Source organism: Streptomyces sp. Root431, from assembly GCF_001426585.1.
Classification (GTDB): domain Bacteria; phylum Actinomycetota; class Actinomycetes; order Streptomycetales; family Streptomycetaceae; genus Streptomyces; species Streptomyces stackebrandtii.
The window spans coordinates 474,993-498,374 of the sequence record NZ_LMEI01000012.1 but is presented as its reverse complement, the minus strand read 5'-3'; the positions used below and the strand labels follow the sequence as shown (position 1 = coordinate 498,374).

General features: G+C 72.5%; 24 protein-coding genes. 11 read left to right on the top strand and 13 right to left on the bottom strand.

Annotation, left to right across the window (positions count from 1 at the left end; translation table 11 throughout):
* Positions 1–85 precede the first annotated feature (85 nt).
* The 4 genes from ASC82_RS24460 (at position 86) to ASC82_RS24445 (ending at position 4,419) form a co-directional block, all read left to right on the top strand.
* Positions 86–832, top strand: a complete 747-nt coding sequence (locus tag ASC82_RS24460; RefSeq protein WP_024759898.1) for an SDR family oxidoreductase — start codon at positions 86–88, stop codon at positions 830–832.
* A gap of 37 nt (positions 833–869) precedes the next feature.
* A complete protein-coding gene (locus ASC82_RS24455; RefSeq protein ID WP_056651934.1) occupies positions 870–2,435 on the top strand; it encodes a class I tRNA ligase family protein in 1,566 nt (521 codons plus the stop codon).
* A 193-nt stretch (positions 2,436–2,628) separates the two neighbouring features.
* Positions 2,629–3,951, top strand: coding sequence for a D-inositol-3-phosphate glycosyltransferase (gene mshA / locus ASC82_RS24450; RefSeq protein WP_079039470.1), 1,323 nt, complete (start codon positions 2,629–2,631; stop codon positions 3,949–3,951).
* A 216-nt stretch (positions 3,952–4,167) separates the two neighbouring features.
* Positions 4,168–4,419: a hypothetical protein gene (locus ASC82_RS24445; RefSeq protein WP_056651931.1), complete on the top strand. Its 252-nt coding sequence runs from the start codon at positions 4,168–4,170 to the stop codon at positions 4,417–4,419.
* A gap of 111 nt (positions 4,420–4,530) precedes the next feature.
* Here ASC82_RS24445 and ASC82_RS24440 read toward each other — a convergent pair whose 3' ends face one another.
* The 7 genes from ASC82_RS24440 to ASC82_RS24410 all read right to left on the bottom strand — a co-directional run bounded on the left by ASC82_RS24440 (position 4,531) and on the right by ASC82_RS24410 (position 10,892).
* Positions 4,531–5,664: a helix-turn-helix transcriptional regulator gene (locus ASC82_RS24440; RefSeq protein WP_242427761.1), complete on the bottom strand. Its 1,134-nt coding sequence runs from the start codon at positions 5,662–5,664 to the stop codon at positions 4,531–4,533.
* Between the two features lie 154 nt (positions 5,665–5,818).
* Positions 5,819–6,838 (bottom strand): LuxR C-terminal-related transcriptional regulator, encoded by a 1,020-nt coding sequence (locus ASC82_RS24435; RefSeq protein WP_056651928.1) that lies wholly within the window; start codon positions 6,836–6,838, stop codon positions 5,819–5,821.
* Between the two features lie 163 nt (positions 6,839–7,001).
* A complete protein-coding gene (locus ASC82_RS24430) occupies positions 7,002–7,442 on the bottom strand; it encodes a transcriptional repressor (RefSeq protein ID WP_242427760.1) in 441 nt (146 codons plus the stop codon).
* 126 nt (positions 7,443–7,568) lie between these two features.
* A complete protein-coding gene (locus ASC82_RS24425; RefSeq protein ID WP_157863501.1) occupies positions 7,569–8,429 on the bottom strand; it encodes a class I SAM-dependent methyltransferase in 861 nt (286 codons plus the stop codon).
* Between the two features lie 543 nt (positions 8,430–8,972).
* Positions 8,973–9,455, bottom strand: coding sequence for a GNAT family N-acetyltransferase (locus tag ASC82_RS24420; RefSeq protein WP_056651919.1), 483 nt, complete (start codon positions 9,453–9,455; stop codon positions 8,973–8,975).
* Between the two features lie 145 nt (positions 9,456–9,600).
* The gene (locus tag ASC82_RS24415) at positions 9,601–10,512 is read right to left on the bottom strand and encodes a M56 family metallopeptidase (protein WP_056651916.1); all 912 of its coding nucleotides are present in this window, start codon (positions 10,510–10,512) and stop codon (positions 9,601–9,603) included.
* On the bottom strand, positions 10,509–10,892 hold the full coding sequence (locus ASC82_RS24410) for a BlaI/MecI/CopY family transcriptional regulator (protein WP_056651914.1): 384 nt from the start codon (positions 10,890–10,892) through the stop codon (positions 10,509–10,511). Before ASC82_RS24410 ends, ASC82_RS24415 begins: the two co-directional genes overlap by 4 nt.
* 82 nt (positions 10,893–10,974) lie before the next feature.
* On the opposite strand from ASC82_RS24410, the gene ASC82_RS24405 reads away from it, so the two are divergent.
* Positions 10,975–11,202, top strand: a complete 228-nt coding sequence (locus ASC82_RS24405) for a hypothetical protein (protein ID WP_056651910.1) — start codon at positions 10,975–10,977, stop codon at positions 11,200–11,202.
* Positions 11,203–11,245: 43 nt separating this feature from the next.
* On the opposite strand, the gene ASC82_RS24400 is transcribed toward ASC82_RS24405, so the two are convergent.
* From ASC82_RS24400 to ASC82_RS24390, 3 genes are all read right to left on the bottom strand, one after another.
* Positions 11,246–11,545: a metal-sensitive transcriptional regulator gene (locus ASC82_RS24400; RefSeq protein ID WP_024759911.1), complete on the bottom strand. Its 300-nt coding sequence runs from the start codon at positions 11,543–11,545 to the stop codon at positions 11,246–11,248.
* 19 nt (positions 11,546–11,564) lie between these two features.
* Positions 11,565–13,832 (bottom strand): heavy metal translocating P-type ATPase, encoded by a 2,268-nt coding sequence (locus tag ASC82_RS24395; protein WP_056651908.1) that lies wholly within the window; start codon positions 13,830–13,832, stop codon positions 11,565–11,567.
* 268 nt (positions 13,833–14,100) lie between these two features.
* Positions 14,101–14,388, bottom strand: a complete 288-nt coding sequence (locus tag ASC82_RS24390) for a cation transporter (RefSeq protein WP_056651905.1) — start codon at positions 14,386–14,388, stop codon at positions 14,101–14,103.
* Between the two features lie 196 nt (positions 14,389–14,584).
* On the opposite strand from ASC82_RS24390, the gene ASC82_RS24385 reads away from it, so the two are divergent.
* The 4 genes from ASC82_RS24385 to ASC82_RS24370 all read left to right on the top strand — a co-directional run bounded on the left by ASC82_RS24385 (position 14,585) and on the right by ASC82_RS24370 (position 18,326).
* Positions 14,585–15,634 carry a hypothetical protein gene (locus tag ASC82_RS24385; RefSeq protein WP_056651903.1) on the top strand — a complete coding sequence of 350 codons (1,050 nt, stop codon included), beginning with the start codon at positions 14,585–14,587 and terminating at the stop codon, positions 15,632–15,634.
* A 51-nt stretch (positions 15,635–15,685) separates the two neighbouring features.
* Positions 15,686–16,384 (top strand): copper homeostasis protein CutC, encoded by a 699-nt coding sequence (locus tag ASC82_RS24380; RefSeq protein ID WP_056651899.1) that lies wholly within the window; start codon positions 15,686–15,688, stop codon positions 16,382–16,384.
* A gap of 98 nt (positions 16,385–16,482) precedes the next feature.
* The gene (locus tag ASC82_RS24375) at positions 16,483–17,385 is read left to right on the top strand and encodes an aminoglycoside phosphotransferase family protein (protein WP_056651897.1); all 903 of its coding nucleotides are present in this window, start codon (positions 16,483–16,485) and stop codon (positions 17,383–17,385) included.
* A gap of 173 nt (positions 17,386–17,558) precedes the next feature.
* On the top strand, positions 17,559–18,326 hold the full coding sequence (locus ASC82_RS24370) for a hypothetical protein (protein WP_056651895.1): 768 nt from the start codon (positions 17,559–17,561) through the stop codon (positions 18,324–18,326).
* A 10-nt stretch (positions 18,327–18,336) separates the two neighbouring features.
* On the opposite strand, the gene ASC82_RS24365 is transcribed toward ASC82_RS24370, so the two are convergent.
* Entirely contained in the window at positions 18,337–18,747 is a 411-nt protein-coding gene (locus tag ASC82_RS24365; protein WP_056651893.1) for a VOC family protein, read from the bottom strand.
* A complete protein-coding gene (locus tag ASC82_RS24360) occupies positions 18,744–20,810 on the bottom strand; it encodes a UvrD-helicase domain-containing protein (RefSeq protein ID WP_056651891.1) in 2,067 nt (688 codons plus the stop codon). Before ASC82_RS24360 ends, ASC82_RS24365 begins: the two co-directional genes overlap by 4 nt.
* 259 nt (positions 20,811–21,069) lie before the next feature.
* On the opposite strand from ASC82_RS24360, the gene ASC82_RS24355 reads away from it, so the two are divergent.
* Entirely contained in the window at positions 21,070–21,258 is a 189-nt protein-coding gene (locus ASC82_RS24355; protein WP_056651887.1) for a hypothetical protein, read from the top strand.
* A 71-nt stretch (positions 21,259–21,329) separates the two neighbouring features.
* Positions 21,330–21,656, top strand: coding sequence for a hypothetical protein (locus ASC82_RS24350; RefSeq protein WP_056651884.1), 327 nt, complete (start codon positions 21,330–21,332; stop codon positions 21,654–21,656).
* Positions 21,657–21,669: 13 nt separating this feature from the next.
* Here ASC82_RS24350 and ASC82_RS24345 read toward each other — a convergent pair whose 3' ends face one another.
* On the bottom strand, positions 21,670–23,310 hold the full coding sequence (locus tag ASC82_RS24345) for a DNA repair helicase XPB (protein ID WP_024759919.1): 1,641 nt from the start codon (positions 23,308–23,310) through the stop codon (positions 21,670–21,672).
* Between the last annotated feature and the right edge of the window lie 72 nt (positions 23,311–23,382).

The window sequence follows — 23,382 nt, the reverse complement described above, 5'->3', positions numbered from 1 at the left end:
ACCCCTCTCGCCGGGCCCGCCGTGTCGTTTCTCTGCCACGCTGAAATGGACCGGCAATCGGTATCCGTGGGGAGAGCAGACACAGATGAAATTCGAGAATCTGCGTGTCGTCGTGACCGGAGCGTCCCGCTATTTCGGTCGCGCGCTCGCCGTCGGATTCGCGCACCTCGGTGCCGAGGTCTACGTATCGGCGCGGACCGTCGAGGCCGCCGAACGCACCCGTACGGAAGTCATGGGATCGGCCCGTGACCGCATCCACGCCTTCGGCTGTGACCTGAGCAAGCCTGCCGAGATCCGGGAGTTCGCCGCCCGCGTCGGCGAACGCACGGACCGGGTCGACCTGTTGGTCAACAACGGCGCGCGCTGGCTCGACGGCATGGACCTGGAGGCCGCCAGCGACCGCGAGATCGTCGAGACGATCGAGTCGACGGCCGGCGGCACGGTCCTCATGGTGAAGCACTTCCTGCCGCTGCTGCGCGGCTCGCTGCGGCCCGACATCGTCAACATGGTCGCCGTCCGCGACGCCGAGGGCGCCTCCGCGGCGACCGCCGGCGCCGCCCACGAGGCCTTCTGGGCGGCGAAGAGCGCGCAGGCCGGTTTCGCCGACATCCTCTCGCGCCGCCTCCGCCCTTCCGGCGTCCGCGTCTTCTCGCTCTTCCCGCCGGACTTCTCCACCTCGGACCCGCGGTTCGCGGAATGGGACGGCTCGAATCCGGACGGAATAGCGCCCGACGAGAAGCTGACCACCCAGGCCCTTTTCGAATGCATCGTGTACGCCGTCGAGCAGCCGCGTGACTGCTTCATCCGCTCCTTCCACTTCGAACCGCGCTGAGCCCACCGCACCACAGCGTCAAGGAGGTTCCAGCCCCATGAGCACCCCCGTCTGGATCACCGCGACCCCTCCCGCCACCCACGGCGAACTCCACATCGGCCATCTCGCCGGGCCGTACGTCGCCGCCGACGTCCTCACCCGCTATCTGCGGGCCGAGGGGGAGGCGGTCCGGTTCACCACCGGCACCGCCGACCACGCCAGCTCCGTCGAGGTCCGCGCGCTGCGCCACAACCGCAAGCCCGAGGAGGTCGCGGAGGGCTACCGTGCCGCGATCACCGCCGACTGGCTGCGCTCGGGTGTGGAGTTCGACCACATCGTGCGTCCGCGGCGCGACAAGGGCTACGGACGCTGGGTGCAGGACCTCTTCAGCAGACTGTTCGCGCAGGGGGTCATCGCCCCGCGCACCCGCCTCCTGCCCTACTGCGAGCCGTGCGACCGCTGGCTGTACGGGGCGCACGCCACCGGCAGCTGCCCGCACTGCGGTGCGGACAGCGACGGCGGCATGTGCCACGAGTGCGCCCGCCCGAACGACGGCGGGGACCTCATCTCGGCGCGCTGCGCGGTCTGCGACACCCCGGCGGTGGCCCGCCGCTGCCGCCGGCTGTACGTGCCCCTGGAGCCGTTCCGGGAGACGCTCGCCGAGTACTGGGCGACGGCGGGGCTCCCGCCCCGGCTCGCCGCCCTGTGCGAGTCGCTCGTCGAGGACGGGCTGCCGGACATCGCCGTCGGCCACCCCGCCGAGTGGGGCCTTCCGGTGCCGGTCGACGGCTTCCCCGACCACAGGATCGACGGCTGTTTCGAGGCCGCGGCGATGCACCTCTTCGGCTACGACACGAAGGGCCCACTGCCCCGCCGCGCCATCCACTTCTGCGGCTTCGGGCACGCCTTCTGCCACGCGGTGCTGCTGCCGGTGCTGCTCCTCGCGCAGGACATCAAGCTGCCGCAGGACTTCAACGTCAACGAGTCGTACGTGATCGAGGAAGGCGTCCAGGAGGGCAACGTCTGGGCGCTCGACCTCCTCACCGAGTACGGCTCCGACACCCTCCGCCGGCACGTCCTCCAGGCCCGCCCGCTGGGACGCAGGACCGTCTTCCAGCGGGAGAGGCTCGCGGCGGCCCGCCGGGAGCTGGACGAGAGCTGGAACAGCTGGCTCGGGCGGCTCTTCTCCTCCGTACGGGAGGAGTGCGGCGGGCTCGCCCCGCAGGCGCTGCCGGGCGGCACGGGCTGGGAGATCCTGGAGCGGCGGCTCCACCGAGGTGTGGACGACCTGCGCGAGGCGTACGGCCCCGACGCGTTCGACCCGCGCCGGGCGGTCGCCGTCCTCGACGAGATGGTCCGCTCGGTGGCCGACTTCGGTCACGTCAACGCGCACGAGCGGTGCCGGCCCAGTACCTCCTGCCGTCATCTTCCGGCGCTGGCCGCGCAGTTGGCGGTGGCCTCGGCGCTCTCCGCGTGGGCGCGGCCGGTGATGCCGGAGGGTGCGGACCGGCTCGCGTCGGCGCTCCAGGTGCTGCCGGGCCGGCCGGTCGACTGGCACGCGCTGATGGGCCCCCTTCCGGGGACCCGGCTCGCGCCGCCCTCGGGCCCGGTCTTCGGGTTCTGAACCCCTCCCGACCGCTCCTCTCCTCCCGACCACCCTTCCGACCTCCTACTACTAAGCAACTAAGTACATCCGCATCCAAGTGAGCAAGCGTTCCGTTCGATTCCTCCCTGTCGCGTGACCGTGCGCGCGCGAGCGACGCGCAGGGACACGTGGCCCCACTCCACAGGAGCTCCACGTGTCCCTGCGCGTCGCCATGCTCAGCGTCCACACCTCCCCGCTCCACCAGCCCGGGACGGGGGACGCCGGCGGGATGAACGTCTATATGGTCGAACTCTCCCGCGCCCTCGCCGAACTGGGCGTGGAGGTCGACCTGTTCACCCGCTGCCGGGGTGAGGGGCTGCCCCCGCTCGTCGAGCTCGCCCCCGGGGTCCGGGTCCGTCATCTGCACGCCGGGCCGCGCGGGCCGCTGCCCAAGGAGGCCATGCCGGACCTCGTCGTGCCCTTCTCGCTGGCCCTGCTGAAGGAGGACCGGCGCTACGACCTGGTCCACTCGCACTACTGGCTCTCCGGCCAGGCGGGCCGGATCGCCTCGGTCGGCTGGCGGATCCCGCTCGTGCACACCGCCCACACCCTGGCCCGCGTGAAGAACGCCTCGCTCGCCGAGGGCGACACCCCCGAGCCCGAGCTCCGCGTCCGCGGGGAACTCCAAGTGGTCGGCTCCGCCGACCGGTTGATCGCCAATACGACCGACGAGGCGGAGGCGCTGCGCACGCTGTACGGAGCGGCGGGGGAGCGGACCGAGGTCGTGCGCCCCGGGGTCGACCTGCGGACCTTTCGGCCGGCTGGGGGTACCTCCCGGGCCGAAGGCTCCGGGGGAGGCCGGGTGGCGGCGCGGGCCCGGCTCGGGCTCCCCGTCGACGCGTTCATCCCGCTCTACGCCGGCCGCATACAGCCACTGAAGGGCCCGGACGTGCTGGTCCGGGCCATCGCGGAACTGCTGCGGCAGGAGCCGGGGTTGCACCGCAGGCTGCTGGTGCCGGTGGTGGGCGGCCACTCGGGCGCGACCCGGGAGGGGACGGCCTGGAAGCTGGCGGGGGAGCTGGGCGTCACCGATGTGCTGCGGTCCTGCCCGCCCGTACCGCAGGAGGAGCTGGCGGACTGGTACCGGGCGGCGGACGTGCTCGTGGTGCCCTCGCGCAGCGAGTCCTTCGGCCTGGTGGCCCTGGAGGCGCAGGCCTGCGGGACTCCGGTGCTCGCGGCGGCGGTCGGCGGGCTGCCGACGGCGGTGTGGGACGGGGTGACGGGGCTCCTGGTGCACGGCCACGACCCGGTGGAGTACGCGCGCCGGCTGCGGTGGTTCGCGGCGCACCCGGAGGCGGTGGAGTCGATGGGGGAGGCGGCGGTCCGCCACGCGCGTGGGATGAGCTGGCGTGCCTCCGCCACCCGGACCGTCGAGGTGTACCGGGAGGCGTTGGCGGAGGGGCTGGGCCAGGGGGTGGGGCAGGGGCGGCGGCACGCCCCTGCCCCGGCGGCCTCTCTCTCCTGGAGGAACGAGAAGGCCGTGGCTCAAGTCTAGCATCACTTTTGGTTCGACCAAAGATATGCAAGACTCCGGATTCTTCAATTCCGTTGCTGTGCAGGCATATTGACGCATCCACGCCATGGCGAGTCCACGCACAGAGAATCCCTGGATCGGATTCCGGGGCGGGGACAGAATGGAGATGTCTTCAGGGAACGCCCGGCGGCACGGGCCCCGGAAGGCGGAATTCACATTCCCACTCCTGGAGGAATCATGTCTGCTGAGCACGCCACGGGGACCCGCAAGATCGTCCGTCAGTTCGCCCTCGCCGCGGCAGCGTGTCTCGCCGTCGCCGGCGGCGCGGCCCTGGCGACGGCCCCGAGCGCGGTCTCGGCCCCCCAGCACGTGGTGGCGGACGGTGCGTCCGACGGGACCACCGCCACTCCCACCCCCACTCCCACCCCGTCCCCGTCCAACGGGAACGAGTGGGACAAGATCCCCCCGGCGCCGATATCTGCCAATTGAGTCGTCGGGAATCCGAAAGAAAGGCTCCGCGGCCGCCCCGGTAAAGGGCGGCTGCGGAGTCATTTCCGTGCGCCCGGCAACCGGCCGAACCGCCCGCGAAAATAACGGGGTTCAGTCGACCCAGCCCAGCCGATAGGCACGCACCCCGGCCTCGAACCGGCTCGTCGCACCCATCTCCTGCATCAGCTCGGAAAGCATGCGGCTCACCGTCCGCAGCGACACCCCGAGCCCCCGCGCGATCTTCTCGTCCTTCATCCCGGAGGCGAGCATGCTCAGCGCCGCCCGCTGCTGCTCGGAGAGCCCGTCGCCGCCCAGGTCCGGCGCGGATCCGTCCCCGTACGGCAGGGCCGTGTGCCAGCAGTGCTCGTACAGCGCGAGGTACGAGCGGACGAGGGCGGGGCCCCTGGCCAGGACCGCGCCCGCCGCCGGCTCGGCCGGATCGACGGGCACCACGGCGAACTGCTCGTCCGCGATGATCAGCGGCATGGGGACCGCCGACGCGATCCGCACCTCCACCCCCGCCTCGACCCGGCGCCGCAGATGCTCCGCCACCTCCGGCGAGACGCAGGCCTGCTCGCTGTACATGGCGCGGACACGCACCCCGTTCTCGATCTGCCGCCGGTCCCGGCTCAGCACCCGCTCGCCCACCTCGCGCCGCAGCGACGTCAGATGCATCGACGCCAGGCTGTGCTGGATGACGTCCGTGATGTCCTCGAGGACCTGCTGGATACGGCGGTAATCGCTGAGGAGCTCCACATCGGCGTCCGCCCGCGTGAGCGAACCGGCCCGCAGGAACGCCCCCGCCAGGGTCTCCAGGGTGTCGTACGCGCGGTCCGCCTCGTCGAGGTGCTCGCGCAGCTGCTCCCGCTCCCGGTGCAGCAGCCGGAGCAGGGCGATCTCCGGGTCGATCACCGCGACCGTGTCACCATCGCCGGCTTCGTCACCGGCGCCCTCCCGAAGCCGACCGCCGAGACCGGTGCCACCGCCGCTGCCGCCGCCGGCCCGGAGTTCGCCGCGGGCGCCGTGCTGGGCCGGGTTGGTCGGAACGATGAGCCCGAGGTCCGTCAGTTCGCACCGACATCGCTCGTACTCCTCGGGAGAGAGGCGGAGTTGGGCCCCCACTTCGCCGAGGCTGGACACTCCGCGCCTGCGCAGTTCCTGGTAGAGGTGCACCACGGCATCGGGTGAGCCCTCCGAGCGCTCGGTCCCGTTCCCCGTACCCGTACCGCCGCCGGTGGTGATCAAGGCGAAGTGACCCCCTGTTCCCTCGAGTCGCGCCGCCGTCACCCTGTCACACGGCTGGGCGGCCGTCCGTCATGCCGATCCGACCGGTCCGACCGGTCGTGCGTCCATCGTGCGCCATCCGAACTCCCCGGGGGTATCCCGCCCTTGGACCGTTTTACGCGCCCCGCTCGACTCCCTCGCCGTCCAGCAGGCCGAGCCGGGCCGCCTTCACGCCCGCCTCGAAGCGGCTCGCCGCCCCCAGCTCCTGCATCACCTCGGACAGCAGCCGGCTCACCGTCCGCAGCGAGACCCCCAGATTCCGGGCTATCTGCTCGTCCTTGATGCCGGAGGCGAGCATCAGGAGCGCCGCCCGCTGCTGCTCGGAGAGCCCGTCGCCGCCCTTCTCCGCCGCCTCCTCCTCGCCGTACGGGGCGGCCGCCGTCCAGCAGTACTCGTACAGGGCGAGGTACGAGCGGACGAGGCCGGGGCCGCGCGCGAGGATCACGGCGGAGGACAGGTCGTGCGGATCGGTGGGCAGGAGCGCGAAGTTCTCGTCGGCGAGGACCATGTTCATCGGCACGACGGAGGCGAAGCGGACCTCCACGCCCAGCGCGGCCCGCTTCTCCAGGTGCTGCACCATCTCCGGCACCGAGGCGGCCCGCCGGCTGTACATGGCCCGGATCCGGACCCCGCGGTCGGCCCACAGACGGTCCTGGGCCAGCTCGCCCGGCAGTTCCTCACGGCGCACGGAGCCGGTGTGCATGAAGTGCGCGGCCGTCCGAACGGAGTCCGTCAGATCGGCGAGGCTCCGCCGTACGCGGTGGGGGTCGTCGACGATCTCGACCTCGATCTCCCCGCGCGGGGTGGCGCCGGCCCGCAGAAACGGTCCGGCGAGGGCTTCGAGGGCGGTGTGCGCGCGACTCGTCGCGGCGAGGCGCTCCTGGAGCCGGTCGCGCTCCCGGCGCAGCAGGCGCAGCAGGGCGACATCGGGGTCCACGACGGCGTTCGAGTCGAGGGAGGGGGTGGTCAGGCCTAAGGAAGCGAGTTCGTCACGACATCGCTCCCGGTCCTCGGCGGAGAGCTCCAGCCGGTCCGCGACCTGGTCGAAGGTCGTCCCCGGACGGGCGCGGAGCTCCTGGTAGACGGCGAGAGCCTGTTCGCTGCCCGTACGGGCCACGGCGGCGTTTCTGGACACGGCGCAGCAGACTCCCCTCGGATCCCGCTGGATCCTCATGAATCGCCCCGCTAGACCCTGCCATACATTCGAACGACACGCACGGAGTTCACCGCAGCTCAGGACGGTTCACGGCGCCGGCGGGGCGGCTTCGGGGCGGGGGCGGGGACGGGCCCGCGACCGCTCAGGCGGTGGGGGCGCTCGCCCGGCAGTCGGGGCACAGGCCCTTGAACACGATCTCGGCGTCGTCCACCCGCCACTCCGGCAGCGCGCCCCGGGGCGGCTTCGGCGTGGCCGCGTCGACGTTCTCCACGCGGCCGCAGACGACGCACAGCGCGTGCTGGTGCGCGGGACCGGAGATCTCGAAGACGGCGGGCAGGCCCGGCCGGTCGAACTTGCTGACCAGGCCGGTCTCCTGGAAGTGCCGCAGCATCTCGTACACGGCCTGGCTGGTCAGCGTGCCGAGCCGCTCGCGCGCGGTCGTGGTGATCGCCTCGACGTCGAGATGGCCACCGGCGGCGAGCACCGTGAGCACCTCCAGGCGCGGGCCCGTGACCCGCAGCCCGACGTCGCGCAGGCGCTGGATCACCGCCTCGCGACCCGTCAGCTCTTCCACGACTGCCATCTTCTCCGCCCGCCACCTGGTCGGCTCAAACTTTTGTGGGCATCGTACCTCTTGCCCGTCAAGAGCGTCAGGCGCTCTTCGGCCGCTTCACGGTCGTCCGTCGGCCTTCCGCGCAGGGCCGGTCCGTCAGTCGTCCGTCCTGCACACCAGCAGCACGCTCTCCGTCCGGTCGTCGATCCGGTGGCGCCGCCGGCCCTCGATGTGCAGGCCGGCCGAGTGCAGCTCCGCCGCGAGCCGCTCGGGATCCACGATCCACTTGTCGGTGGTCAGCACGACCCGCTCGGTGGAGAGCTTGCCGGTGCGGGCCGTGTAGTACGTGATCCGCTCGCTCATCGACGGCAGGTCGAAGACCTGGCGCGCCACCACCCACTCGTCGATCCCGTCGAAGCGCGGCACCTGGAACGCCCAGGTCCTGCGCGGCTCCGCGATGAGTCCGGGCAGCTGGTGCGCCGTGTAGTCGAGGGCGAGCGCCCCGCCCGTCTCCAGGTGGGAGGCGACCTCGCGCAGCAGCCCCGGCCGGTGGGCGGGCGGGACGGCCGTGACCATCGCGCCCGCGAGGAGCGCGAGGCGGTAACTCCCTTCGAGCCGCAGCTCGGTGAGGTCGGCCCGGTGGGTGACGACGAGCCCGGCGACCTGCGGGCCGATCCGGCGCGCCCAGCCTTCGAGGCGCTCGAGGGCCGAGGCGTCCCGGTCCACGGCTTCCACGGCGAAGCCGTGCCGGGCGAACGGGACGGAGAGCCGCCCGGCGCCGGAGCCGAGGTCCAGGACGGGTCCGCCGGTGGAGCGGGCGAGGCCGAGGTACCGGACGATGTCCGCGCTGTGCGGGCCGAGCAGGGCGTCGTGCAGCCAGACCGAGTTCTCGTCGGCGGGAGAGACCGATTCGAGTCCGGGCAGGGTGTCGGACTTGATCCGGATGCCGGCGCCGGGGGCCGGCTCCCGCTCCCGGTCGTATCGGGACGGCAGGACCGGAGCGAACGCTGCGGGCACGACGGGCAGGGAAATGCCGCTCGGTGTGTGCATCGCTCCTCCAGGGGCTCGCTCGGTCCATGCCGTCCGGACGAGGTACCCGTGCCGCCGGGACCGCGCCGCTGGACCCATCCTGACCTGGCGGGGGAGCGCCGATCCACCGGATCGGGCTGCGTGAACACGCGATGGCGTGGATCTGCCACGGCCGTCGGTTCGACGCTCGTACGGGTCTGCGCCGGGCCGGGCGATGCGTGGCTGGGGAGGGCAGCGAGCCGCGGCGGCTCACCCCGGTCGCTCACGCGGACCGGGCTCGCTCACGCGGGCCGAGTTTGCTCCGGGGATCGGGCTCGCTCACGCGGCCCGGGCTCGCTCGGGGGACCGGGCTCGCTCACGCGCGCCGGGATCACTCAGGGGGCGGGGCCTCGCTCACGGGACCCGGCGAGTGAGCCGAAGGGGCGCGGCCGGGGGAACACCCCCGAGCGCGCGGAGCCCCCGACGAAGGAGGGGGCGAGCACGGTCGGGGGTGTGAGCCCGGCTGAAGCGCCCCGGAGGCGAACGAGCCCTTTAAGAGAGGCGCCTGCTCCAGCGGGTTGGGCTGAGGGCGCCGAACCCCATCCGTGTGTAGAACGGGAGCGCCGGGTCGGTCTCCGCCGGGAGTTCGACCCGCTGCTCCTGGGCGCCGTAGCTCCGCATCCGGTCCGTGGCCGCGGTCAGCAGGGCCGTACCGACTCCGTGGCGGCGGGATCCGTCCGCCACGGCCAGTGCGTACACCTCGCCCTCGCCCGGTACGGGCACCCCGCCCGCGGCGACGCCGACGACAGTGCCCTCGGGGTCGGTGGCGACGAGCCAGCCGAGCCAGCCGGGTGCGCCTCCCGGAATTTCAATTTCCGCGCGTATGCGGGGGAGCGCGCATTGGGCCGAGATCAGCCGCCGCATCGGCATTTCGTCCAGGATTCCCGTGTAGCTGCTCCGAATGGCGTCCGCGAGCAGCCTGGATATCGTCGTCGCATCGCCGGCCGCGGCCGTTCGAACGCCAGCCAGCTGCATAGGTTTCGTACCCTTCGACGTGCCGAGCCAGAGCCCCAACATACCCACAATAGCGGTGAATTAAGTTGCCCGTGACCGATGCGAAATCTACGAATTCGCTTAGTAAATAACGGTGTTCGGGGGGTCGGACGGTGCGGCGGGACAATTAGCCGGGGAAGGAACAGCAGGCGATGATCAGCGGTGTCATGGCGAGTGCCGCCGACGTGATGGTGAACAGCCCGCGCAGGACGGGGTGTCCCGCGCTGTACGGGGTGAGGATGCGCCGCATCCGCAGCGCCGCCGAGGGGCCGCCCGCCGCGAAGGCGGACCGCGGGGCCCGCCCGGAGGCCAGCGCGTACAGCGCCGTCGCGAGCGCGTCGCGTGTACATCGCCGCAACGCCCGGTCGTCCGCGGTCATTTCGAGGAGCAGGGGTACGGACGTCCCGCCGTGTCGTGCGAGCGGGAGGCGCGGGAAGACGGCCGAGAAGGACTCCGCCGCCGCGACGAGGAGGTGGTGCCGCCCGGCGATGTGCGCGCGCTCGTGCGCGAGGGCGGCCGCGAGCTGGGCGGGCGTGAGGGTGTGGACCGCTCCGGAGGAGACGACCACGCGGCGCGAGCGGCCGGGCAGGCAGTAGACGGCGGGGCGGTCGTCGTCGAGGACGGTGGCCCGCAGGTCGGGGTCGTACCGTCCGACGAGCCGCAGCACCCCGGCGTGCCGCAGGCGCACCCGCCGGGCCCGCGCCAGTCTCCGTAAGAAGGCGACGCCGGGCAGCGAGACGACGGTGAGGGCGATCGCGAAGGCGAGCAGCTCGCGGCCTTCGAGGGCGAACAGCCGCTCAGGGGAGGGGAGTCGGAGCGTGAGCACCATGTCGGTGAGGCGGTGACTGCTCTCGCTGGTCAGGACGAGCTGGGCGGGGAGCAGGGCGGTCGCGACGGTGAAGACGGCGCCGCACGCGGCCCACACGGCGAGCGCGAGGCGGGGGACCTGCTGGGCCCAGCGGGCGCGGACGACGAGCCAGGGCACGAGGAATCCGGTGACGAGGACGAGCCCGAGCGGGACGAGGGCGTGGTGGTTCACGCGCCACCGCCCGTGCCGGGGCCGCCGCCGCGGGTGGCGCGGAGGGCCGCGTCCAGGGCGGCCATGTCCTCGTCCGAGATGACCTCGACGAACCGCAGCAGGGCGGCCGGCCGGTCCTGGCTGTCGCCGAGGGCGTCCCGCATGAGGCCGGCGGTGTACTCCTCGCGGCTGCGGACGGGCTCGTACAGCCAGGCGCGGCCCGCCTTCTCGCGGCGGAGCCAGCCCTTGCGGTGCAGGATGTCCGCCACCGTCATGACGGTCGTGTAGGCGACCCGGCGTCCCCGATTGATGTCGTCGACGATCTCGCGGACGGTGGCGGGTCGCTGCCAGACCCACAACCGGTCCATGATCTCGGCCTCCAGCTCTCCCAGCCGGCGCACGTGGATCCCCTTCCCCCTGGGCGGCTCATCGTACGGGCCGCCTCCCTCGCTCAGGTATACCCCCCAGGGGTACATTGGCGGGATGTCGACCTCGCCGAGCACTCCCCTGAGCACCCTCCTGCGCAGCCCCCTGGCCGCTCCCCTGACCGCTCCCCTGAGCGCCCTCATGAAGAACCGCCCCTGCGTGAAGCTCTGCGGCCCCGGTCTTCCCGGTTCGGCGGAGCTGGTGCTCCTCCGGCAGGTGCTCGGGCTCTGTCTCCGCCTGAGCATCAAGCTGTCCGCTGAGTGCCCTTCACGCAAGGGCGGTTGATACTGCTGTGCTTCCTTCGAGGCCTGAGGCCCCTCCTGCTCCCTCAGGTCCGGATGAGCCGGGCGATGGCCTTCGAGGCCTCGCCCACCTTCACCTTCGCCTGGTCCCCGCCCTGGGCGATCGCCTCCGTGACGCAGCAGCTGAGGTGCTCGTCCAGGAGGGCCACCGCGCAGGACTGGAGGGCCGCGTTGATGGCGGAGACCTGGGTGAGGACGTCGATGCAGTACGTGTCCTCGTCGACCATCCGCTGCACCCCCCTGACCTGGCCTTCGATGCGCCTCAGGCGTCTGATGATGTCTTCCTTGTGCTGTCCGTAACCGGCCACGGCGGGCTCCTCGGAGATTGGCGCGGAAGGGACTTCGTCAGCGGTCGGCGGACTGGAAGCCGCGCAGGCGCAGGCTGTTGCCGACGACGAAGACCGAGGAGAAGGCCATCGCGGCCCCCGCGATCATCGGGTTGAGCAGTCCGGCCGCGGCGAGCGGCAGGGCGGCCACGTTGTAGGCGAAGGCCCAGAAGAGGTTCGAGCGGATCGTTCCGAGGGTCTTGCGGGAGAGCCGGATCGCGTCGGCCGCGGCCCGCAGGTCGCCCCGTACGAGGGTCAGGTCGCCGGCCTCGATGGCGGCGTCCGTGCCGGTCCCCATCGCGAGGCCCAGGTCGGCCTGGGCGAGCGCGGCGGCGTCGTTCACGCCGTCGCCGACCATGGCGACCGAACGGCCCTCCGCCTGGAGCTTCTTGACGACGTCGACCTTGTCCTGCGGCATGACCTCCGCGATGACCTCGTCGATGCCGACCTCGGCGGCGACGGCCTCGGCGACGGCCTTGTTGTCGCCGGTGAGCAGGATCGGGGTGAGCCCGAGGGCGCGCAGCCGCCGGATGGCCTCGGGGCTGGTCTCCTTGACGGCGTCGGCGACCTCCAGGACCGCGCGGGCCTCGCCGTCCCAGGCCACGGCGATGGCGGTCTTGCCGGTCTTCTCCGCGGTGTCCTTGGCGGTCTTGAGCTCGGCGGGGAGGGTCATGGCCCACTCGTCGAGGAGCTTCTCGCGGCCGACGAGGACGGCGTGGCCGTCGACGATGCCCTGGACGCCGAGACCGGGGATGTTGGCGAAGTCCTCGGGGGTGGGCAGGGTGCCCACCTTGGCGGCGGCGCCGGTGGCGACGGCCTGGGCGATCGGGTGCTCGGAGGAGTGCTCCAGGGCGCCCGCGAGGCGCAGGACGTCGGTCTCGTCGGTGCCTTCGGCGGTGTGGACCTTGATGAGGGTCATGCGGCCGGTGGTGACGGTGCCGGTCTTGTCGAGGACGATCGTGTCGACCTTGCGGGTGGTCTCCAGGACCTCGGGGCCCTTGATGAGGATGCCGAGCTGGGCGCCGCGGCCGGTGCCGACCATGAGGGCGGTCGGGGTGGCCAGGCCGAGGGCGCAGGGGCAGGCGATGATCAGGACGGCGACGGCGGCGGTGAAGGCGGCGGTCAGGCCCTGGCCCGTACCCAGCCAGAAGCCGAGCGTGCCGAGCGCGAGGGCGATGACTACGGGTACGAAGACGGCGGAGATCTTGTCGGCGAGGCGCTGGGCGGCGGCCTTGCCGTTCTGCGCGTCCTCGACGAGCTTGGCCATGCGGGCGAGCTGGGTGTCGGAGCCGACGCGGGTGGCCTCGACGACGAGGCGGCCGCCGGCGTTCAGGGTGGCGCCGGTGACGGAGTCGCCGACGGAGACCTCGACCGGGACGGACTCGCCGGTGAGCATGGAGGCGTCCACGGCGGAGGAACCCTCGACGACGGTGCCGTCGGTGGCGATCTTCTCGCCCGGGCGGACCAGGAAGCGGTCCCCGACCTGGAGGTCGGCGGTCGGTACGGTGACCTCCTGGCCGCCGCGCAGGACGGTGACCTCCTTGGCGCCCAGCTGCATCAGCGCCTTGAGCGCGGCGCCCGCCTTGCGCTTCGAGCGGGCCTCGAAGTACCGGCCGGCCAGGATGAAGGCGGTGACGCCGGCCGCGGCCTCCAGGTAGATGTTCCCGGCGCCGTCGGTACGGGCGATGGTGAACTCGAAGGGGTGCGTCATCCCCGGCGTACCGGCCGTTCCGAAGAACAGCGCCCACAGCGACCAGAGGAACGCGGCGATCGTGCCGACGGAGATCAGGGTGTCCATGGTGGCCGCGCCGTGCTTGGCGTTGGTCCAGGCGGCGCGGTGGAACGGCCAGGCGGCGTAGACGACGACCGGCGCGGCGAGCGTGAGGCTCAGCCACTGCCAGTACTCGATCTGGAGCGCCGGGATCATCGCCATCGCGATGACGGGCACGGCGAGCGAGACGGCGGTGATCAGCCGCTGCCTGAGGGGCCGCAGCTCCTCGTCGGCCTTCTCCTCGTCGGAGGGTCCGTCGGGGGCGCCGGGCGTCTCGCTCTTCGGCGGGGCGGGCTCGGCGGCGGTGTAGCCGGTGGCCTCGACGGTCGCGATCAGCGCGGCGACGTCGATGTCGGCGTCGAAGGTGACCTTGGCCTTCTCGGTGGCGTAGTTGACGGTGGCTTCGACCCCGTCCATGCGGTTGAGCTTCTTCTCGATACGGGCCGCGCACGAGGCGCAGGTCATGCCGCCGATGGCGAGCTCGACCTGGGCGGTGCCCGGAGTGGTCGTGGTCATGAGCGTTGCTCCCTTTTTCTTAGGGCTCGGTTCACCTCCGGGGCGCTCGAGCCGGACTCACAGGGCCGACCGTGCTCGCCTCCCTCGTTCCTCGGGAGGCTCCGCGCGCTCGTCCCTGTTCCCCCGGCGCGCCCCTTCGGTTCACTCGCCGGTCCCGTGGGCGACGGCACCTGCTCGCGGCGGCCGGGCTCGTAGCGGAGGCGGGGGCCGGGACCCGGGCGTGGTGGGCGGGTCCCGGCGGCCGGGGTCGTGCGGCTCAGGGCCTGGCCTAGGCGCGGCCGGTCAGCTCGTAGCCCGCGTCGTCGACGGCGGCGGCGATCGCGGCGTCGTCCGGCTCGCCGCCGGTGGTGACGGTCACCAGGCCGCCGTTGACGTCGACGTCGACGGTGATGACGCCGTCCAGCGCGCTGACGGACTTGGTGATCGCGGTCCGGCAGTGGCCGCAGGTCATGCCGGAGACGGCGTAGACGGTCACGGTGCTCTCGGCGATCGCGACGGTGGTCGTGTCGGTGCCGCTGGTCGAGCAGCTGTTGTCAGGGGTGCAGCAGGAGCCCATGGCTTCTCCTCGGTCGATTCCTCGGGCCGCGATACCCTCGGGGGGTATCCGGTGGTGAGTTCATGTATACCCCCCGGCGGTATCCGACGCAAGCGGATCCCTGACTTGACTTGATACCCCCCAGGGGTATGGTGAAGTGCATCGAACGGGTACCGCGCCACCCCGCGCACCCACCCCACGTATCGGGAGAGCAGCCATGAACACCGGTGTGAAGATCACTGCCTATGCCGCCGCGCTCGCCGCGACCTTCGGGGCCGCGTACGGGGTCGGCACGGGCGTCGGACCCGTCGAGGAACCGAAGAAGGCCGAGCACGGCGAGCACGCCGCGGCGCCCGCCCCGTCGAAGAGCGCCGCCGCCGACGGCCACGCCGGCCACGAGGCGGGCGCGACCGCGGAGGCGCCCGCCGCCGCGAACCTCCCCGGCGGACTCCAGGTCTCCGACGGCGGCTACACCCTCGCCCTGGAGACGCCGACCCCCGCCACCGGCAAGAGCGTCCTGAAGTTCTCGATCAAGGACGCGGCCGGGAAGAAGGTCACCGCCTTCACCACCGAGCACGGCAAGGAACTGCACTTCATCGTCGCCTCGCGCGACCTCAACACCTTCCGCCACCTGCACCCGGTCAAGGCCGCGGACGGCACCTGGACGACCCCCGTCGACCTGCCCGCCGCCGGCGGCTACAAGGCCTTCGCCGACTTCAAGCCCGCCGCCCCCGGCGCCAAGGGCGTCACGCTCGGCGCCGACCTCTCGGTGCCGGGCGCGTACGCCCCGAAGCCCATGCCGGCCGTCGCCCCGACCGCGAACGTCGACGGCTACCGGGTCCGCCTCGGCGGCACGCTCGACCCGGGCAAGGCCGGCGAGCTCAAGCTCACCGTCACCAAGGCCGGCAAGCCCGTCACCGACCTGGAGCCCTACCTCGGCGCGTACGGACACCTCGTAGCCCTGCGCGACGGCGACCTCGCCTACCTCCACGTGCACCCGAACGAGGGCGGCCCCGGCCCGGACGTCTCCTTCACCGCGACGGCGCCCAGCGCCGGGACGTACCGTCTGTTCCTCGACTTCCAGCACGGGGGCAAGGTCCGGACGGCGGCCTTCACGGTCACCGCCGGAAACGGAACCGGAAGCGGAAGTGGCACCGGAAGCGGAAGCGGAACCGGAGCCGGAAAGGCCACCACTCCGGCGCCCGAGACGACCGTCCCCGCGACCAGTGAGGCCACGGGCGATGCGGGAGGCCACACGCACGGCTAGTCTGGTCATTGGACTAGACCTGTAGCCGTCATTCATGGAGGAATGGGCTCGATGAGCAACCGTGCTGTCCTTGAGGTGATCGCCCTCGACGAGGAAGACGCGGTCGCTGCCCAGACCGGTGGTGCCGACCGGCTCGAACTCGTCACCGACATGGCGGCGGACGGGCTCACCCCGTCCCGGGCCGGCTTCGCCGCCATCCGCGCCGCCGTCGACATCCCGCTGCGCGTGATGCTCCGCCTCGCCGACGGGTTCTCGGCCGGCGGGCCCGCCGGCATCGACGCGCTCGTGGCCCGGGCCACGGAGCTCCGCGAGGCCGGCGCGGACGAGTTCGTCCTCGGCTTCCTCACCTCCGACGGCGAGCCGGACCTGGTCGCCGTCGAGCGGCTGATCGCCGTCCTCGACGGCGCCCGCTGGACCTTCCACCGGGCCGTCGACCGCGCGGCCGACCGCGACGGGCTGCGCAAGCGGCTCGCCGACCTGCCGGGCCTGGACACCTACCTCACCGCGGGCTCCGCGACCGGCGTCGACGACGGCCTCGCCACCCTCAAGGCCGAGGCCGCCCGCGCGGGCGAGCCGGGCTACGAGGCACGGATCCTCGTCGGCGGCGGCCTGCGCCTCGACCACCTCCCCGAGCTGCGCGCGGCCGGCCTCGACGCCTTCCACATCGGCGGCGCGGCCCGCCCCCAGGGCTGGGCCGCCCCCGTCTCGGCGGACGCGGTACGGGTCTGGCGCGAGGCCGTCGACGCGTAGGGGTGGGCCGGGCCGGGGACGGAGGTACGCGTTCCCAGGCCCGGCCCCGCTCCCAAAATGCCTGGCCGAGGCGCGACGTGATCGTTAACCTGCCCGGCATGGCAGCCACCGGCAAGATGCAACCCGACGAACTCGACATCGACACCGCGCTCGTCGAGCGGCTCGTCGCCGGACGATTCCCCGAATGGGCCGGACTGCCGGTGCGGGCCGTGGACTCGGCCGGGACGGACAACGCGATGTTCCGCCTCGGCGACGACCTCGTCGTCCGGCTGCCCCGCGTCCCGTACGCCGCCCGCCACGTCGAGAAGGAGCAGCGCTGGCTGCCGCTCCTCGCCCCGCACCTGCCGCTGGACGTGCCCGTCCCCGTGGGGCGGGCCGAGGGCGGCGCGGAGTTCCCGCTGCCCTGGTCCGTCTACCGCTGGCTCGACGGCGCCGACGCCTTCGACGCGCCGCTCACCGACCTCGCCCACGCCGCCGTCGAGCTCGGCCGCTTCGGCGCCGCCCTGCGCGCGGTCGACGCGAGCGGCGGACCGGCCTCCTTCCGGGGCGGGCCGGTCACCGCCTGGGAGGAGGGACACATGCCGGGCGCGATCCGCGACCTGGGCGCCGACGGCACCGTCGACCCGGAACTCGCCACCGCGGCATGGGAGTCGGTCCTCGCGCTCCCGCAGTGGGACCGCGCGCCCGTCTGGATCCACGGCGACCTGCTCCCCGGCAACCTCCTCGGCCGCGACGGCCGCCTCAGCGCCGTCATCGACTTCGGCGGCCTCGGCGTCGGCGACCCGGCCTGCGACACGATGCCCGCCTGGACCCTCCTCACCGCCGACACCCGGCCGCTCTTCCGCGAGGCCGCGCGGGTCGACGACGCGACCTGGGAGCGCGGCCGGGGCTGGGCCCTGTGCTGGGGCCTGGTGACCGAGCACTACTACCGCGTCACGAACCCGGTCCTGGCCGCCGTCGCCCACCGGACCTGGTCGGAGGCGCTGCCCGAATTCGCCTGACCCGCCGGAACTCCCCGCTGATGTGACGCGTGTTGAGCGGTCACCTTCGTGGCCGAGGGCGCCGACCGCTCCGAGGCCGAGGAGTACGCCCGGGCCGTCCGCGAGACCGTCCTCCGCCCCCTCCCCTGACGGAAGGCTGTCGTCCACCGACCCCCGCTGCCACAATCCGGCGCATGACGGGGGTCACGCACGTCCCGAAGGAGCACAAGGACCGGGTCCTGGCCCGGCGTTGGATGGAACCGCGCGGGGACGCCGTCCTGCGGGACGTCCCCATCGCGATCCTCCAGGCCGTCAGGTTCTGGGGCGGCATCGCGGTCGCGCTGGCCGTGAGATGGCCCCTCGTCGTGAACGAGGGCAACCTCATCCTGTTCTGGTTACGGGACGGCGGCATCCGGCTGCTCCTCGTCCCGTTCCTGCTCCTCCTGACGGCGCCGCTCGTGATCGCCGCGTACGTCCTGATCGTCCGGCCGCCCACGCAGGGCCGTCTCGGCGAGCGGCTGCGCGGCCCCCTCACGGCGGCCGGCGCCTTCCTCGGCCATCTCGTGCTCGCGGCCGGGGGAGCGGTGGCCGCCATGTGGATGGGCAGTGCCTACTTCGACGAGCAGCCCGTCCTGACGGTCGCCGTGATCGCGGTCTGCGTCTACGGGGTGGCGCGCGGCGTCGCGTTCCTCTGCTTCGCCCTCCCGGCGGTCTCGCGCCACATGTTCCGTACGGTCGAGATCCACCAGGCGCTCCCGGCGCTCATCACGGTGGCGCTCGCCTGGGAACTCGCCTTCCAGGACGTCTTCTTCCCGCTGACCCGCTGGCCGGACTCCTCCGTCCTGCTGCCCCTCGGCGGCGCCGCCGCGACCACGCTGATCGCCGCGATCGAACTCTGGCGGTTGTACGCCCGGCACGGCATGCGCTTCCGCCTCCTCACGGCGAGGCCGGCCGGCCGCTAGAGAGTCTCCGTCACCCGTCGCCCGCCACCAGCTCCACCTCGAACCCGTCCGCGTTCTCCAGGTACGCCGCGTAGTGGCCCTCGCCGCCCGCGTACGGATGCCGGTCGGCGAACATCAGCCGCCAGCCGTGAGCCGGCGCCTCGGCCGTGAGCGCGTCGACGGCGGCCCGGTCGCCCGCGTGGAAGGCGAGGTGGTTCAGGCCCGGCCGGAGGCGGTCGTGGGTGTCCGCCGTGCGGGCCGGGGACTGCTCGACGACGAGGTAGCAGGAGCCGAGCGCCCAGCTGCGGCCGCCCTCCCAGCGCTGGAAGGGCGCGTACCCGAGGGCGCCGAGGAGCCAGCCGAGGCTCGTCTCGGCGCTCTCCAGGTCGCTCACCCACAACTCGACGTGATGCAGGGCCCCGACGGCGGGTGTAGGGGTCACAACGCCCCCAACTGCACGGGAACCGGGGCCGAGTGAAGGATCATCAGACCGGACACGGCACGGGTCAGCGCCACGTACAGGCGCCGCAGGCCCGTCCGTTCGTCCGGTTCGCCGTCGACGACCGCCGCCGGCTCGTCGAGGACCACGTAGTCGTACTCCAGGCCCTTCGCGAGCGAGGCGGGGACCAGGGTCAGCCGGGACTCGGCGGTGGTCTCCTCGCCGGGGGAGAGGTACGCGAGCCCGGCGGCCGTCAGCGCCTCCGCCAGCGGGGCGATCCGCGCGTCGGCGGCGATCAGGCCGATCGAGCCCTCGTGGGCCAGGGACTCGACGCAGGCGGCGACGACGTCCGCGTCCAGGGCCTCGGGGTCCTCCGTGTGCCGGACGGCCAGCGAGCCGGGGTTCTCCCGGACGGACTCCACGGCCGCGAGCCCCGGCGACATGTGCGGAAGGAGCCGCGAGGCGTACGCGATGACCTCGCGCGGCACGCGGAAGCCGGCGGTCAGCTCCTCCACGACCGCCTCCGGCTTGCCCAGGTGCCCGAGCGCCTGCGCCCAACTCTCCGTCGCCCACGGCGTGGTGCCCTGCGCGAGGTCGCCGAGAACCGTCGCCGAACCGGTCGTGCACCGGCGGCCCACCGCCCGGTACTGCATCGGGGACAGGTCCTGCGCCTCGTCGAGGACGACGTGCCCGAGCGAGTGCGTCCGCTCGACCAGGTCCCGCGCCTCGTCGATCAGCACGGCGTCCGCCGCCGACCACTTCGCCGTCTTCACGCTCCGCGCCGGCTTCGCCCACAGCAGCAGCTTCTGCTCGTCCTCGGTGAGCAGCCCCTCGGCGTGCTCCGCCAGGAACTCCGCGTCGCCGAGCAGCCGCAGGACGAGCTTCGCGGGCTCCACCAGCGGCCAGCACTCCTTCACGACGGCCTTCACCGCCGTGTTCCGCGCGACCGCGTTCTGCACCCGGTCGTCGGGGGCCTCGCCGGCCTCCTCCATCCGCACGAGGACCGCGTGCGCGATCCGCTGCGGAAGGGCCTCGCGGGCCGCCCCGTACCGGATGTCCCGGTCGAGGAGCTCGCGGACCATCTCCTCGATCTCGTACGCGGGCACCCGCCACCGGCGGGAGCCGCGCACCACCATCAGGGACTCCTTCGGCATCGCGACGTGCGAGCGGACCGCGCGCCGCAGCACCTCCGCCATCCGGGCGTCGCCCTTGACGACCGCCGTCGCCGCCTCGTCCGTGCCGCGCACCTCGACGTGGGCGACGAGGTCGTCGACGGTCGCCTGCTGGACCTCCAACTCGCCAAGCGCGGGGAGCACTTGCTCGATGTAGTGGAGGAAGGAGCGGTTCGGTCCGATGACCAGGGTGCCCGTGCGGGCGAGCCGCTCGCGGTGCGCGTAGAGGAGGTACGCGACACGGTGCAGGCCCACGGCCGTCTTTCCGGTGCCGGGGCCTCCCTGCACGCACACCGTCCCGGACAGGTCGGATCGGACGATGCCGTCCTGCTCGGGCTGGATCGTCGCGACGATGTCCCGCATGGGGCCGACGCGGGGCCGCTCGATCTCCGCCTGGAGCAGCCGGCTCGTCGTCTCAAGCTCGGCGGGGTCGGAGAGGTGCTCGTCCTCGTACGCGGTGAGGTCCCCGGCCGTGTAGCCGAAGCGGCGCCGCAGTCCCACGTCCTGCGGGTCCTTCTTCGACGCCTGGTAGTACGGCTGCGACACCGGCGCTCGCCAGTCGATCACCATCGGGTCGCCGTCGGCGTCGTGGACGTGCCGCCGCCCGATGTAGAAGCGCTGCCCCTCCTGCGTGGTGTGCAGGTAGTCGAGGCGGCCGAAGAACAGCGGGGTGTCCGCGAGGTCCGCGAGTGCCTTGATCCGGTCCTCGATCTGGCGCCCGAGCACCAGGGAGTTGACCCAGTTCGCGGTGACGTCCTTGATGTCGAGCGCCTCGACGTCCTCGCGCATCGCGCGCAGGGCGGCGCGGGAGGAGATCAGATGGGCGCGCTCCCGCGCGAGCGGATCGAGCGCGGACTCGGACACAGGGTCGGAAACGGAGTCGGAAACGGACACGGTGAAGCCTCCGAGCAGGTGGATACACGGACACGACGAAGTGGCCGCCGGTTTCCGGCCGGGCGGCGGCTCTCCACTCAGGGAGGCGGGGAAGCTGGCGAGTGTAACTCCGCGCGGACGCGAGGGGCGAATCGATTTCACCCCGCTTCACTCCACCGGAAGCCCCCATATCCGTAGGGGGCGGGGTCCGACGTAAGGGGGACGAGGGTTCCACCCCCAGGCCGATGTGTTCGGAATGTCCGGATTCCATCATGGAGACATGACCGCGACGACCTTCACCCTCGTGACCACCGTCCCCCGACCCCGCACCCGCCCCCTCGCCACCGCGTTCCGCGCGATACGCGCCTTCGGCGGCGCGGCGGCCGGCGTCGTCCTCCTCGGCGACTACGGCCCGCCCGAGGCCGGCGTGAGGAACCCGCGCCCGAGGTACGCGCCGGGCCCCGACTGAGTACGTCCCCGGCCCCGGTTGAGTACGCGAACGCCTGGAGGCCGCCCCGTCGCCCCTGATGTGATCAGCACATGGAGACGACGACCACCGGCACGGACACCACTGGCACGGACACCACTGGCACGGACACCACCGGCCCGACCCCTCTCGCCCTCCGCCTCGCGGCGGGCGGCGGACTGCTCCTCCTCGCGGCCTGCCTCGCGGCCACCTTCATGATCACCCTCGCCGACGCCATCCAGGGCGACGGCCGGGGCGGCGTCTTCATCACGGCCGGCTTCTGGACCCTGCTCGCCGGAGCCGTGGTGGGCCTGGCGGCCCTGATCGTGCCCCGCCGCGGACTCGTCATCGCCCAGTACTGCCTGGCGATCGGGGGCCCGTTCCTCGCACTGATGGACTGAGCCCCCGGACGCCCTACGGAGCCAGCAGCTCGTCCGCGTCGACGATCCGGTACGCGTACCCCTGCTCCGCGAGGAACCGCTGCCGGTGCGCCGCGAAGTCCTGGTCGATCGTGTCCCGGGCGACCACCGAGTAGAAGTGCGCCTGGTGCCCGTCGGCCTTCGGCCGCAGGACCCGGCCCAGGCGCTGCGCCTCCTCCTGCCGGGACCCGAAGGTGCCCGACACCTGGATCGCGACCGTCGCCTCCGGCAGGTCGATCGAGAAGTTCGCGACCTTCGACACCACGAGGACGCTGATCTCGCCCGTGCGGAACGCGTCGAAGAGCTTCTCCCGCTGCGCGTTCGACGTCTCGCCCTTGATGACCGGCGCGTCGAGGTGCTCGCCGAGCTCGTCGAGCTGGTCGATGTACTGCCCGATGACGAGGATCTGCTGGCCCTCGAACTTCTTCACCAGGGCCTCGGTCACCTTCCGCTTCGTCGCCGTCGTCGCGCAGAAGCGGTACTTCTCCTCCGGCTCGGCCGTCGCGTAGGCGAGCCGCTCGGAGTCGGTCAGATTGACCCGGACCTCCACGCAGTCGGCGGGCGCGATGTAGCCCTGCGCCTCGATCTCCTTCCACGGCGCGTCGAACCGCTTGGGCCCGATCAGCGAGAAGACGTCCGACTCCCGCCCGTCCTCGCGGACCAGCGTCGCCGTCAGGCCGAGCCGCCGCCGCGCCTGCAGGTCGGCGGTGAACTTGAAGACGGGCGCGGGCAGCAGGTGCACCTCGTCGTAGACGACGAGCCCCCAGTCCCGGGAGTCGAAGAGCTCCAGGTGCGGGTAGATGCCCTTCCGCTTGGTCGTGAGGACCTGGTAGGTGGCGATGGTGACGGGCCGGATCTCCTTCTTCGTCCCGCTGTACTCGCCGATCTCGTCCTCGGTGAGCGAGGTCCGCTTCACGAGCTCGCTCTTCCACTGCCGGGCGGAGACGGTGTTGGTCACCAGGATCAGCGTCGTGGCCTTGGCCTCCGCCATCGCCCCGGCCCCGACCAGCGTCTTACCGGCACCACAGGGCAGCACGACGACCCCGGAACCGCCGTGCCAGAAGCCGTCGACAGCCTGCCGCTGGTACGGGCGCAGCGTCCAGCCGTCCTCGGCGAGCTCGATCGGGTGGGCCTCCCCGTCGACGTACCCGGCGAGGTCCTCGGCCGGCCAGCCGAGCTTCAGCAGCGTCTGCTTGATCTGCCCGCGCTCGGACGGGTGCACGGCGACGGTGTCCTCGTCGATCCGCGCGCCGACCAGCGGCTGCACCTTCTTCGACCGGAGGATCTCCTCCAGGACGGGCCGGTCGGTGCTCGTCAGGACGAGCCCGTGGGTGGGGTGCTTGGAGAGCGTGAGCCGCCCGTACCGGTCCATCGTCTCGGCGATGTCGACGAGCAGCGCGTGCGGCACGGGGTAGCGGGAGTACTCGACGAGCGCGTCGACGACCTGCTCGGCGTCGTGCCCGGCGGCCCGCGCGTTCCACAGCCCGAGCGGCGTCAGCCGGTACGTGTGGATGTGCTCGGGCGCCCGCTCCAGCTCCGCGAAGGGCGCGATGGCCCGCCGACAGGCCTCGGCGGACTCGTGGTCGACCTCCAGGAGCAGCGTCTTGTCGCTCTGGACGATGAGGGGCCCATTCACGCGCGATCAGTCCTTCCCGGGCCGCTCCGAGGACGGCGGCCAATCCTCCAGTCTGCCTGATGGACGGTGGTT